Below are 12,148 nucleotides of genomic sequence, written 5' to 3'. Positions count from 1 at the left end.
ATAATGAACTCGTCTTACTTCAAAAGGTGTATATATGAGTCTAGGTACTGCTTTTGCTGATCTTAGTATTACCAAAAAGATCCACGCCATTACGCTCGTTGCGGTTGTCGCTTTTGTGGTTATCGTGTTTGTTAATTACAACGCTATTAGTTCAAATCAACGGGCATTAAATGAATTAGAGGAGCAGACATATAAAATTCTTAACCTCGCCACAGAAAATGCAAATAAGCTGCAGAATTTAGATGAGCTATTCACTCAAGCTGTAACCTTCGGGGATGCAGAGTTGCTAGATAAAGCAAAAGAATATCAGCAGCAAATTCAAGCGAACCTGCAAAAAATTGAGTCGGTACAAAGCGGCTTTATGCCTTCAGATAATAGCGACGAGCTTGTGCAGTACGGCAAAATTGCGCAACAAATTGCAGGGGGAATGATTGATGGTACAGCTGACTTTTCCCGTATTCAAGAAGATGCCAAAAAGAAAACTGAAATCTACGAAGGCCTAGTCGCAGATTTTACCAAGGCGAAAGCAAACGCGAACGACCGCTTTGTCGAACTGCTACAAAACACTGAAGCACGTTCAGCAAATGCGCTCACGATAATGCTGATTGTGGCTGTTATTTCTTTACTTGTTCTGGTTTTCTTAGCGGTTGTGATTGCAAGAGGTATTGGCAACTCCGCTAAGGATGCGGCGCAAAATCTGAAACTGCTAGCGCAAGGGCAGGGTTCTTTGTCCACCACGCTCAATGTGCGCTCTCACGATGAAATTGGCCAAGTATCCATAAACTTCAATGAGTTTGTTGCTTTACTAAAAGGGGCGGTTGTCGAGGTCATGAGTGTCGTCGAGCCTTTGATGAAAGACTCAAGCCGTCTTGTTCAGGGCATGGAAAAAGCTGAAGGGGCAACTAAGCAACAAACGCATGACGCGGAAGTGGTACGTCAATCTATGGAAGAAATGCGGTTAAGTGTGGGTGATATCTCTCACTCGGCGTCACAGGCATCAGATGCTGCCCAGCTGGCCGAACAAGAAGTTGAGCAGAGTAAGCGCCAAATTCAGGTGTCAGTTAACGAATCACAAGCGTTAAGTGAAGAAATTAATCATGCAGCAGAGACGATCAATAAGCTAGCTGATGATACACAGAACGTGACGCAAATCTTAAATGTGATCACATCAATTGCAGAGCAAACCAATTTACTTGCTTTAAATGCTGCGATTGAGGCGGCTCGTGCTGGTGAGCAAGGTCGAGGTTTTGCTGTGGTTGCTGATGAAGTCCGCGAATTAGCCTCAAGAACAGCAAAGTCGACCAATGAGATAAGAGAACTTTTAAATGTGTTAACAGAAGCGGCAAACCAAGCGGTGAAAGCAATGACAAGTGCAAGCAGTATGGCAATTAATAACGCGGAAGCTGCAGCACAAACCGGACAGTCGATTGAGCAGATAGCAGCACAAATCTTGTCAATAAATAGCATGAATGGTCAAATTGCTGCGGCAACGGAAGAGCAGACCTCGGTAGCTGCGATGGTGGTAAACAATGTGACATCTATGCACCAGTCTTTCCAAGACACAATGCAAGCGTTGAATGAAGTACAAGACGTTGCTGAGAATCTTCATGTATTGTCCGATAACTTGAAAGATGCAACCTCAAAATTTAGAGTCTAATGCTTTAATTTTTAAACGATAAATAAAAACAGCCACATTAAGTGGCTGTTTTTATTTGATAAGGAATATTAGGGCCTGTTTATCTTTCAAGTTTGCTTTTGCAGCAGTTTGATTGGTATTTATACAAGGCAGAGCCTGCGTAGCATAGTCATTCTATGTGAGTCAGGCGAGAACACAGTGAAAATACCAATCAAGCGCTGCCCTTTGGTTTCACCTGAGTGCGCTTTGTTCATTGTTGCTCAACTTTTACCTAGATCACTAGACGGCAAGTCGAGCGTCGCGACCAAAACCCACTCAGAAGAACAAAAATTAAACAGCAAAGGTCAAAGGCCCTAGTATTTACCTATCACTTTGACGGCATCGGTTACTTTACTTGCGTCAATATAACCAATTGCGTCTGCATTGCTCGAAACAAAATCGATTACCGCTTGATCGCTATCTAGCTTCTTCGGAGGTGTTCCCTTACCAGTGAATACTAATTTAGACCAATGGGCATTTAGCTGAGAGCTAGATTTACCAATCACTTTGTCGTTAAACTCGTCAAATACAGCATTACCATCCTGATTCACAGGGGTCGCACTATTACCATCGGCAAATGATTTGCTTTTGCCTAGGAATAATTTTTTGATAGTACCGTCATCAACAGCAGATGCATTGGCTGAGTTCACGATAACAGCAATATCTGCTAAAGCTACCTGGCTGGCTAACAGTAGCCCTAAGCTCAGTATTTTTTTAATCATATTAGCCTCCGTTAGAATACTAAATCGATACCGAAGCTCAACAGCTCAACTTTTTGATCTGTCAACGTGTTATCGAATTGGTTTAGTTCAATTTTGAATGCTGCTGATGGATGGAAGTCATAACGTGCACCAATACTCCATGTTTCAGACTCTGCACGAGCGCCTGCAAGCGCACCATTAACAAGAGTTCTTAAATAAGGTGCATTTGGATTGGTTGGATCGGTCGTGACGGGAATGGTTACGCCATTTGGAGCGGTGATGGTGAGTGGGACAGAGTTAAACTCGTCGTTCTCATTCTTGTCTTCATTGTGTTCGTAGGTTAGGTGGACAGTCCATGCATCAATACGGTAACCGAGTGAAGCGTAATACTGCTGTTGTTTAGCAAGTATACTGTTATCCACTTCAAACTGGGTGTATTCTGCGTCGAACAAGACATCGTTGTAGTCGATAGCAATACCAATTGCGGCAAAGTAAGCATCATCTTTATCGACAGCAATATCATCCGCTTGTTGAGTTAGCCCATAGCCAGTCAACCCTGCCAATAATCCCGATAGTTCAGGGCTATTAGCTGCGCTAATGCTCGCTTCGGTAGCAAAGTAGGCCGCACGCATACTGAACCAATCTCTGCTTAGTGTCCAGTTTATGCCTACTGTGTTGTTTAACTCAGCTTCATCTGAGTAGGTAATAGCAACAATGTCGTCATCTACGCTGCCTAATGCTAGCTGTACAGTGCTTTCCCACTCCCCTAATGTTGAGTTATGGATATAACTCAATCCGTTATAGGTGCTAAAGCTTAGGTTATATACAGATTGAGGTGGTTTAACCCAGCGGTATGCATAGCCCACATCTAAAAAGTCAGAGTAGCGATAGAATGGTATACGCATTTTACCTGCGCTTATCTGTGAAGCATCTGAAATCGCATAAGTTAAGTATGCCCATTCAAACTCGGCATCAAAGTCATTCTGACCACGGCCCACGATCTGTGCTGTGGCAGTTAGACTTTCTTGTAGATCGGCGGAAAGTTGTAGGGCGAATAAGCTACGATTCTCCATATCAAAATCATTGTCATAGCCATATAGTGTGTCGTCACTATCTAGCGTTTGACCACCAATAATGGAAGCAAAACCATTAATTCTGATTTCAGCGGCGCTGTGAAAACTCACTGTCCCAAGCGCTATCGCTAAAGCAATTGCTGACTTTTTCATATTGATTCCCATTTTCTTTGCAAAGAGTCGTGTCTGTAACACGCATTAAAAGTGCTGATACCGAGCTCAACAATCGTGTTACTTTTGTCTTAGAGATTAGAATAAAAACCAGAAATAACAAGTTATTAAGAAAAGTTAGTACTCACTGCTTGCATTGTTTAAGAAATCAAGTCGTGAGCCAACTTAAGTTGGTGTTGTAGGTCTATCTCATCAGACCAGTTTATTATATCGCAAAATATTCCAAATGAGAGAATAAAAAATAATGGTGGGAGTTGGGAAGTATTTGTATTTAAAGGGATCGCAAGGGAGCTGGTTGCTAAAATAAGAGCAAACTATCGTTTGCTCTCGGTAATTTTTTCAGCCTGTACTTTGCAGGCATTATACTGCTCAATACATTTATCAGTGCATATCTGTAAAGACATTGTCTCTGGTGTGTTTTGCATCTCACAGCTGCGTTCGCATTGATAATTCTGCTGTGCACACTGGTTCAACTCAGGTGAGATAGAGTTACTGCACCCCAATAGGGTGGTAGAAAATACTAATAAGGCGAACGCAATTTTCATTATTATTCCTTAGACCGTGACTTGAATATTATCAATCAGTCTGACTTTGCCGAGAAAAGCTGCGGCAAGAATGACGAGTTGATTATCTTCGAGTGTAGCAGGTTTCAAGCTATCTTTTTGACAAATGTTAAAATAATCCAACTTTAATCCGGCATTATGCAGCATTTCTGTTGCATTTTTTGTTACCTTCGAAAAATCTTTTTCGCCATTCTCTATAGCGCCAGCTGCTGCTTTTAGCGCTTGAAAAAGTACTTTAGCAGTATCTTTTTCAGATTCAGAGAGGTAACCATTACGTGAGCTCATCGCCAGTCCAGAAACTTCTCTTTGAGTCGCAACACCAATCACTTCAACAGGAATAGACAAGTCTTTCACCATTGTTTTGATGACCTGTAACTGTTGAAAGTCTTTTTCACCAAAGCAGGCAAAATCAGGTTGTACTAAGTTAAACAGTTTAGTGACAACCGTTGCAACGCCACGAAAGTGTCCTGGGCGTGTGCCACCACAATGTCCTTCTGATACTCCTGGTACATCAACAAAACTTTGCGCATTTAGGCCGTTAGGATATATGGTCTCAACGGTAGGCGTAAACACAATATCGGTTTCTAATTCTGCAAGGCCCTGCTTATCTTGATCGAGCGTACGTGGGTAGCTGTCGAGGTCTTCGTTCGCACCAAATTGCATTGGATTTACAAAGATACTGACAACGACTTTATCCGCTAGGGTTTTCGCTTTTTCTACTAAAGAAAAATGACCACGGTGAAGGTTGCCCATCGTTGGTACGAAGGCAATGCTCAACCCTTGTTGGCGCCAAGCTTTAATCTGGCTTCGTAACGATTTAATCTCAGTAACTGATTGCATGTTGTACTCTAACTAATAATAACAATACCAACCCAAACAAAATGCTTGGATCAGACTCAGCGATAAGCATCACTCATCGCAAATTTAATTAAATTCGTGATCAGGACCCGGGAAGTCACCTGATTGCACGTCTGCACAAAACTTTTTCACCGCATCTGGCATGTTGCCAGTTTCTAGCAGGAAGTTCTTAGAAAATTTAGGAATATAGCCTGCGGAAATACCAACCAAGTCATGCATAACCAAAATTTGGCCATCGGTCTCTTTACCTGCGCCAATACCAATAACCGGAATTGTCACGGCATCGGTAATGCGTTTAGCCAATGCCGAAGGCACACATTCAATCACGATCATTTGTGCACCAGCACGTTCTAACGCTTGTGCATCGGCTATCATCTTTTGTGCCTGTGCTTCTTCACGACCTTGAATTTTAAAGCCACCAAACACGTGCACTGATTGTGGTGTTAACCCTAAATGGCCACAAACTGGGATCCCTTGTTGGGTAAGCAGTGCAATGCTGTCGTAGAGCCATTCACCACCTTCCAGCTTTACCATGTTTGCACCAGAGCGCATCAAGGTAGCCGCATTCTGACAGGCTGACTGTGGATCTGAGTAGCTCATAAAAGGCATATCGGCGATAACGAATAGCTCTTTACTACCAGCTCGTACACAACGGGTATGATAGGCAATGTCATCCGTGGTAACGGCTAAAGTGTCTTCACCACCTTGTAAAACCATACCCAGAGAATCACCTACTAAGATGACATCTACGCCATTGTCGTGAAATAACTTTGCAAAACTTGCATCGTAAGCGGTGAGAGCGGTTATTTTTGTTCCTTCACGCTTCATTTTGGCAAGTGTTGAGACGGAAATTTTTGCCATGGTAAACCCCTTGAATTGGTTTATTAGAGGATTGCTAATCCGTTAAGTGGTAAGTGCTGTGATAAAGAGCCAAGCTCAGTGCCATCAGGTAATTTGAGTTCTGGCGCTATCTCTAATAGTGGATAGACGACAAATTCTCTTTCTTTCAAGCCGTAGTGTGGCACCGTAAGCCTATCACTGTGAATGGTGTCGGTATTAAAAAGCAGAATATCTAAATCGAGCGTGCGCGGTCCCCAGCGCTCGGCTTTGCGTACACGACCATGTTCAAGCTCTATTTGTTGCAATACATCGAGTAAAGACTCTGCTGTTAATGATGTTGCTAGTTTTGCTACGGCATTCACATAATCAGGTTGATCTTGAGGGCCCATAGGTTTTGAGCCATACAGGCTAGAGTGCTGGACAAGCGAGAGGTCTGGATGGGCGGCGAGCACATCGAGTGCTCGCTGTATTTGTGCCATCGGCTCGGATAGGTTTGCACCCAATCCAATGTACGCAATATTCATTTAATCTTCTTTCGGTTTTCTTTTTGGCTTACGTCTATTATAACGACGCTTAGGTTTGCTTTGGTTACCTAAGTTGCGAACCATGTCTTTTTGGCCGGTGACGTCATTCTTGAGGTAGTCAGTCCACCAAGCTGCAAGTTCTTCTTGCTCTTGCTCACCACTTTCAACACGCAATAATAGGAAATCATATGAGGCTTTGAATCTCGGCTGCAAGCTTAGGCGATATGCACGCTGGCCTGAACGTTTATCTAGGCGTTGTTGAATATGCCAGATATCTCGGGCACCTAAAGTAAAGCGTTTAGGTACCGCAACATGTTTAGCATTTTCAGCAAGGACGTGATTAATGGCTTGCATAAAGGCATCATATTCATTCATACCTTCGGCCACAAGCGCTTCGCTCTTAGCTAAAATAGGGAACCATAAAAGCGCTGCATAGATAAATGCAGGGGTTACTTTTTTATCCGCATTGATACGGCTATCCGTATTGGCAAACATTTGCTGAATAAAGCGACGCTCAAAGTCATTGTCAGGCTGTGCTAGTATTTTATCGAGCGCTGGGAATAACTGCGCAAATAAGCCGTATTCACGCATCTGAAGAAAATTTTCTTCCGCTTTACCATTTAAAAATAGCTTTAGCGTTTCTTCGAACAAGCGTGCAGCTGGAATATGTCCAAGTAACGGCGCTAGTGCTTTAATCGGAGTGCGGGTCGGGGTAGCAATCTCCATATCTAGTTTGGTTGCAAAGCGGATGGCTCTGAGCATACGTACCGGATCTTCGCGATAGCGAGTTTCAGGATCGCCAATCAACTCAATTTTACGTGCTTTAATGTCAGCAACACCACCCGCAAAGTCGCGTAGAGTAAAGTCATTGATCGAATAATATAGCGCATTGATAGTAAAGTCGCGGCGCTCGGCATCTTCTTCAATACTGCCGTAGACATTGTCGCGTAATAGCTGCCCGTGTTCGCTGGCTTGACTTGTCGTGGCACAAGAGTCATCACTTTGGTGATGGCCACGCATGGTGGCAACTTCAATAATTTCCCGTCCAAAAACAATGTGCGCAAGGCGGAAACGACGACCTATTAAGCGACAGTTACGGAAAAGCTTTTTGATTTGTTCAGGTGTTGCATTGGTAACGACATCAAAGTCTTTAGGCTCTATTCCTAGCATGATATCGCGGATACAACCACCAACTAGGTAGGCATCATAGCCACCGTCTTTTAAGCGATAGAGCACTTTGATAGCGTTAGGGCTAAATTGTTTACGAGATATACCATGCTCGCTGCGAGGAATTATCGCAGGTGTCGGGCTGGCCATTTTCACCGTCTCATCGCCTTTTCCAGTTACAAACTGGCGGCAAAAGTTTACAAGCTTGGAAATAATAACTCGTCTCCTGAGCAATCAAGTTTTCTATTCTAGTCGTTGTGAACCACTGCTTTTTTCTTAAAACAGGTCGCATTTAAGGCTCGCTATCATATACTCAAATGAGACTAAATTGAAGTACTTGAAAACAGTGGACGAAAAGCAAAATCGCCATTTTCTAGAGAGTCTAGTTGAATTTCCTGTACTTTAGGAACGTGATCAAGACTAAAAATATCAATAGCGTGAGTCAGTAATGCGTCAACATCTTGATAATTATGGAGAGAATCAACCGGCACATGCAAATAACGCAGCGCGGCATAAAGGGTTGGTAGCGGGTTGCGGTTATCAATAGCTGGAGCATGATTTTGCTTAGATAACTTAAATCCGGGCTCTGCGACAGCCAGAGGCACGTGAGCGTACTCAGGTAATGGCTGATTGAGCTGTCGAAATAAACTAATTTGTCTTGCTGTGGGTTCTAGCAGATCGGCACCACGCACGATATGACTAATCTTTTGCTCTATGTCGTCAACTACCACCACCAATTGATAAGCAAATAAGCCGTCGCGGCGTTTAACGATGTAATCTTCATGCGCAATTGCTGAGGGAATGACAACCATGCCTTGTATTGCATCATTAAATTCAGTAACTGGACAGCGCTGCCGTAGGCGCAAAGCGTTATCTTGCCAACTTAGCGCTAAAGCTCGGCAATGGTTATTGTAAAAGCCACCCATTGCTTTAATTTGCTTTCTTGTACATTGACATGGATACACAAGGGAGTCTGATTTTAGTGTCGTCAAATAGGCTTGGTATAGGGCATGGCGCTGTGATTGATAGACAACCTTTTCATCCCAGTAAAGGCCGTATGCTTCAAGTGTGGTTAATATATTGTCGGCAGCACCCATAACTACACGCGGTGTGTCTATGTCTTCGATGCGAACGAGCCATTTACCTTGATTAGCTTTTGCGTCTAAATAGCTACTCAGGGCGGCTACAAGAGAGCCGAAATGAAGTGGACCGGAAGGCGAGGGAGCAAATCGACCGCGATAGCTCCCAGTTTGCTTTAAGCTTGGGGACACAGGGCTGAGATTATCCTCTGCCTTGTTGTTTTTCTTTGATTTCTGCGAGAGATTTACAATCAACGCAAAGATCAGCTGTTGGACGCGCTTCTAAACGGCGAATGCCGATTTCAATACCGCACGACTCACAAAAGCCAAAGTCATCATCTTCGATAAGTTGAAGTGTTTTCTCAATTTTCTTGATTAGCTTACGCTCGCGGTCGCGAGTACGCAGTTCAAGAGAAAACTCTTCTTCTTGCGCTGCACGGTCCACAGGATCAGGAAAGTTTGCCGCTTCGTCTTGCATGTGTGTCTTAGTACGGTCTACTTCATTACGTAGATCGGCACGCCATGCTTCTAATATCGCTTTGAAATGAGCACGTTGTGCTTCATTCATGTATTCTTCGCCTGGCTTTTCTTGATAAGGTTCTACACCGGCTTGAGCCAATAACCCTAGTTTTTTCTGGTCTGGCATACCATTCTCCTAAATCCTTAATACATAACCCCAGCTTTCGCCGGCGGGTATAAATAGCAAAATCTTTACCCCTTAGCAAACACTTTTTTGCTGCAAATGTCAGCCACTTTTTCAATGTTTAACTATTTTGGGGGAGAAAACTATCACGGCTATATGTGGGCGACATGAAAAAAGTCAAGCGTAATCAAAAGGAATTTCTTCAATTAATTGTACTTGGTTGTCGTCAATATGCGCTCGGTAAGCAATGATTTCTACCCCATGAGAAATTGCTTCTTTCACTAACGCTGCATATCTTTGATCTATATGACTGGCTGGTTTGACGCAATTAATCCCTGTATGGAGCGCGGCAAACAGTAACACCGCACGGTGACCTTGCTGTTTAATGTGGATTAATTCTCTAAGATGTTTTTGACCTCTTAAGGTTTCAGCATCAGGGAAAAAACCTTGCTGTTGCTCGAGCAACGTCACCGACTTTACTTCAACGTAGCAGAATTGCGAGGATTGTCCATTTTCGAGGTTGCTCAACAAAATATCAATTCGGCTATTTTCAGCCCCATATTTCACCTCAGTTTGAAGTGTTTTGTAGCCTTGCAATTGCGTTATTCTTCCTTGCTCAATGGCCTCAACAGACACTTTATTGGCCACCGCTGTATTTACACAAATAAAATGACCATCATTATCTTGCGTCAGCTCCAACGAATGAATGTACTTTCGCTTAGGGTTATCGCTGGTGGAATAATAGGCTGTAAATCCCGGGTCTGCACAATTGGTCATTCTACCAGTATTGGCGCAGTGTACGGTGAATTCGTCACCACTTGGGGCGCGTAAGTCGACAAGAAAGCGTTTATATCGTTTGAGCAAGGTTGCTTGTTGTAATTGCCTAGAAAACTTCATTGGTCGCTTTAGGTTGGGTGTATTTAGTGGCTAGTGTACACTTAACCACACTTACAAGCACAAGAGTGAAAAGAGAATGTCAGAGAAATTTATTGTACGACTGAGTGAAGACGCTAAACCAGAGTATTTATCTGCTGGTGCTGCATTGTCGTTTGAAAAGGACGGTGCTTTTATCCATTTACAACAAGACGAAACGCTGAAGAATATTCAGAAAGCGGCTCGTAGCATCGCACAACAAGGGATTAAGCAAGTTCATCTAGAGGGTGACTTGTGGTGTACTGAATCTCAATGGGCTTTTTATCAAGGATTTGTGTCACCAAAAGCATTAGATGGTGTGGTGTTTGTTGACAACGACCAATCAGATCTAAAAGAGCTTGATGCACTAAAAGCGTCGGCAACATGGATGCGTCAGATGATCAACGGTACGGCCGAAGACATTTACCCTGAAAGTCTTGCTGGGAAAGCGGCTGAGTTTATTCAGTCATTGGCACCAGAGCATGTTAGCTATCAAATCATTAAAGGCGACGCGTTGTTAGAGCAGCAATGGATCGGTATTCATGAAGTCGGGCGCGGCAGTGAGCGTCCACCAGTACTACTTGAGCTTGACTACAATCCGACGGGTAATGATGACGCTCCAGTTAGCGCTGCACTTGTGGGTAAAGGGATCACGTTTGACTCAGGTGGTTACTCGATTAAGCCAAGCGAAGGCATGCTTACGATGAAGTGTGATATGGGCGGGGCGGCAACCGTAACGGCTGGTTTAGCGCTGGCTATTCAGCGTGGTTTTGACCGTCGTGTTAAGTTGTTCCTATGTTGTGCTGAGAACCTTATCTCAGGCCATGCCTATAAGTTAGGTGATATTCTTACCTACAAAAATGGCACCACAGTGGAAATCGTGAATACCGATGCTGAAGGACGTTTAGTATTGGCTGATGGGTTGATGGCTGCCGGTGAAACAGGCGCTGAGCTTATCATTGATGCTGCTACGTTAACGGGCGCTGCGCTCGTTGCGGTAGGTCAAGAGTACAATGCACTATTTGGCTTAGATAAAGCACTTGTCGGCGATGTACAGCAGTACGCGAGTGACGAATTTGAAGCCGCGTGGCCGTTACCTCTTGAAAAGTGGCACCAAAATAACTGTCCATCGCCTTATGCGGATACAGCTAACAGCCGAGCACAAAAAGGTGGCGGCTTTGGTGGTGCATCGAATGCTGCAGGCTTCCTATCTCGCTTTGTACCAAACGAAGGTCAAGGTTGGGTACATATCGACCTTGCAGCTTCTTTCCAAAATAGCGCAGGTGGTCAATGGGCTGCAGGTGCAACGACCTTAGGCATGAGAACCGTAGCGAGAACGCTTCAAGAAAAAGCGTAATCATGTGGTTAGCTGAGTGTATTCCGCGGAATACACTCGGTTTATTACCACGTTTAAGACAATAGTGCCGCTGCGAGCCGCACAAAGTCTGATGAAGTCAGTATTCCAACCAATTTGTTTTGTTCGTCCACCACAGGCATACAGCCATGGCGATTATCGACAAAAAAGCGCACCACATCTTGTAATGATTGACCCGGCCGCACGCTCGCAAAATCGGTCGCCATAATATCTCGTACTTTTGTTTGCTTTTCTTTTCTTGCAAGCGCATTTGCGCCGTAGGTTGCCATTATCCCCATTACCTTGGCGATCATAATTTTTTGCGTGAGCATACCAACCAAGACTCCCGCTTCGTCAATTACAGGGATGTGACGAACGTTTTTTTCTTTCATTAAATTATGCGCATCTTGCAAGGTATTTTCAGCAATTACTGCAAAAGGATCTGGGGTCATTAAATCAGCTACGGTTTGGGTCATCTGTTACTCCTTTTCAATCCATATGCTTATTTTGAGTTTAGCCTGATCTGTTCGGGATGTATGGAATTGAGATCAAGTTTTGAACTATTTTTTGCAGTGGGCTTCTTATAAA

Annotated in this window: 13 protein-coding genes; 2 read left to right on the top strand and 11 right to left on the bottom strand. The window is 43.8% G+C overall.

Going from position 1 to position 12,148, the window contains the following annotated elements:
- Nucleotides 1-34: 34 nt before the first annotated feature.
- Complete coding sequence (locus L1D50_RS16335) at nucleotides 35-1,657, top strand: HAMP domain-containing methyl-accepting chemotaxis protein (protein ID WP_138522694.1); 1,623 nt, start codon at nucleotides 35-37, stop codon at nucleotides 1,655-1,657.
- A gap of 332 nt (nucleotides 1,658-1,989) precedes the next feature.
- Here the strand turns inward: L1D50_RS16335 and L1D50_RS16330 are convergent, their stop codons facing one another.
- The 10 genes from L1D50_RS16330 to sfsA form a co-directional block, all read right to left on the bottom strand.
- The gene (locus L1D50_RS16330; RefSeq protein WP_128725333.1) at nucleotides 1,990-2,397 is read right to left on the bottom strand and encodes a phosphate ABC transporter substrate-binding protein; all 408 of its coding nucleotides are present in this window, start codon (nucleotides 2,395-2,397) and stop codon (nucleotides 1,990-1,992) included.
- 11 nt (nucleotides 2,398-2,408) lie between these two features.
- Nucleotides 2,409-3,602 (bottom strand): porin, encoded by a 1,194-nt coding sequence (locus L1D50_RS16325; RefSeq protein WP_128725332.1) that lies wholly within the window; start codon nucleotides 3,600-3,602, stop codon nucleotides 2,409-2,411.
- A gap of 332 nt (nucleotides 3,603-3,934) precedes the next feature.
- Entirely contained in the window at nucleotides 3,935-4,165 is a 231-nt protein-coding gene (locus tag L1D50_RS16320) for a hypothetical protein (RefSeq protein ID WP_039491465.1), read from the bottom strand.
- A gap of 9 nt (nucleotides 4,166-4,174) precedes the next feature.
- Nucleotides 4,175-5,023 (bottom strand): pantoate--beta-alanine ligase, encoded by an 849-nt coding sequence (gene panC, locus L1D50_RS16315; protein WP_128725331.1) that lies wholly within the window; start codon nucleotides 5,021-5,023, stop codon nucleotides 4,175-4,177.
- Nucleotides 5,024-5,107: 84 nt separating this feature from the next.
- Nucleotides 5,108-5,902, bottom strand: coding sequence for a 3-methyl-2-oxobutanoate hydroxymethyltransferase (gene panB / locus L1D50_RS16310; protein ID WP_128725330.1), 795 nt, complete (start codon nucleotides 5,900-5,902; stop codon nucleotides 5,108-5,110).
- Nucleotides 5,903-5,925: 23 nt separating this feature from the next.
- Entirely contained in the window at nucleotides 5,926-6,405 is a 480-nt protein-coding gene (gene folK / locus L1D50_RS16305) for a 2-amino-4-hydroxy-6-hydroxymethyldihydropteridine diphosphokinase (protein WP_128725329.1), read from the bottom strand.
- A complete protein-coding gene (pcnB, locus tag L1D50_RS16300) occupies nucleotides 6,406-7,722 on the bottom strand; it encodes a polynucleotide adenylyltransferase PcnB (protein WP_138522696.1) in 1,317 nt (438 codons plus the stop codon).
- A 173-nt stretch (nucleotides 7,723-7,895) separates the two neighbouring features.
- A complete protein-coding gene (gene gluQRS, locus L1D50_RS16295; protein WP_239966418.1) occupies nucleotides 7,896-8,843 on the bottom strand; it encodes a tRNA glutamyl-Q(34) synthetase GluQRS in 948 nt (315 codons plus the stop codon).
- Between the two features lie 10 nt (nucleotides 8,844-8,853).
- Entirely contained in the window at nucleotides 8,854-9,297 is a 444-nt protein-coding gene (gene dksA / locus L1D50_RS16290) for an RNA polymerase-binding protein DksA (protein WP_017216564.1), read from the bottom strand.
- A gap of 174 nt (nucleotides 9,298-9,471) precedes the next feature.
- Nucleotides 9,472-10,191, bottom strand: a complete 720-nt coding sequence (gene sfsA, locus L1D50_RS16285; protein WP_128725327.1) for a DNA/RNA nuclease SfsA — start codon at nucleotides 10,189-10,191, stop codon at nucleotides 9,472-9,474.
- A 76-nt stretch (nucleotides 10,192-10,267) separates the two neighbouring features.
- On the opposite strand from sfsA, the gene pepB reads away from it, so the two are divergent.
- Nucleotides 10,268-11,563 (top strand): aminopeptidase PepB, encoded by a 1,296-nt coding sequence (gene pepB, locus L1D50_RS16280; protein WP_128725326.1) that lies wholly within the window; start codon nucleotides 10,268-10,270, stop codon nucleotides 11,561-11,563.
- Between the two features lie 53 nt (nucleotides 11,564-11,616).
- On the opposite strand, the gene L1D50_RS16275 is transcribed toward pepB, so the two are convergent.
- Entirely contained in the window at nucleotides 11,617-12,036 is a 420-nt protein-coding gene (locus tag L1D50_RS16275) for a CBS domain-containing protein (RefSeq protein ID WP_128725325.1), read from the bottom strand.
- Between the last annotated feature and the right edge of the window lie 112 nt (nucleotides 12,037-12,148).

Source organism: Pseudoalteromonas sp. Isolate6, from assembly GCF_022398435.1.
Classification (GTDB): domain Bacteria; phylum Pseudomonadota; class Gammaproteobacteria; order Enterobacterales; family Alteromonadaceae; genus Pseudoalteromonas; species Pseudoalteromonas galatheae.
The sequence above is the reverse complement of the archived record's forward strand: the minus strand, read 5'-3'. Positions and strand labels throughout refer to the sequence as shown.

Bases quoted from the DNA above. Each gene is read 5' to 3' on its own strand.
- L1D50_RS16335 (WP_138522694.1), top strand. From the start codon at position 35: ATGAGTCTAGGTACTGCTTTTGCTGATCTTAGTATTACCAAAAAGATC.
- L1D50_RS16330 (WP_128725333.1), bottom strand. From the start codon at position 2,397: ATGATTAAAAAAATACTGAGCTTAGGGCTACTGTTAGCCAGCCAGGTA.
- L1D50_RS16325 (WP_128725332.1), bottom strand. From the start codon at position 3,602: ATGAAAAAGTCAGCAATTGCTTTAGCGATAGCGCTTGGGACAGTGAGT.
- L1D50_RS16320 (WP_039491465.1), bottom strand. From the start codon at position 4,165: ATGAAAATTGCGTTCGCCTTATTAGTATTTTCTACCACCCTATTGGGG.
- panC (WP_128725331.1), bottom strand. From the start codon at position 5,023: ATGCAATCAGTTACTGAGATTAAATCGTTACGAAGCCAGATTAAAGCT.
- panB (WP_128725330.1), bottom strand. From the start codon at position 5,902: ATGGCAAAAATTTCCGTCTCAACACTTGCCAAAATGAAGCGTGAAGGA.
- folK (WP_128725329.1), bottom strand. From the start codon at position 6,405: ATGAATATTGCGTACATTGGATTGGGTGCAAACCTATCCGAGCCGATG.
- pcnB (WP_138522696.1), bottom strand. From the start codon at position 7,722: ATGGCCAGCCCGACACCTGCGATAATTCCTCGCAGCGAGCATGGTATA.
- dksA (WP_017216564.1), bottom strand. From the start codon at position 9,297: ATGCCAGACCAGAAAAAACTAGGGTTATTGGCTCAAGCCGGTGTAGAA.
- sfsA (WP_128725327.1), bottom strand. From the start codon at position 10,191: ATGAAGTTTTCTAGGCAATTACAACAAGCAACCTTGCTCAAACGATAT.
- pepB (WP_128725326.1), top strand. From the start codon at position 10,268: ATGTCAGAGAAATTTATTGTACGACTGAGTGAAGACGCTAAACCAGAG.
- L1D50_RS16275 (WP_128725325.1), bottom strand. From the start codon at position 12,036: ATGACCCAAACCGTAGCTGATTTAATGACCCCAGATCCTTTTGCAGTA.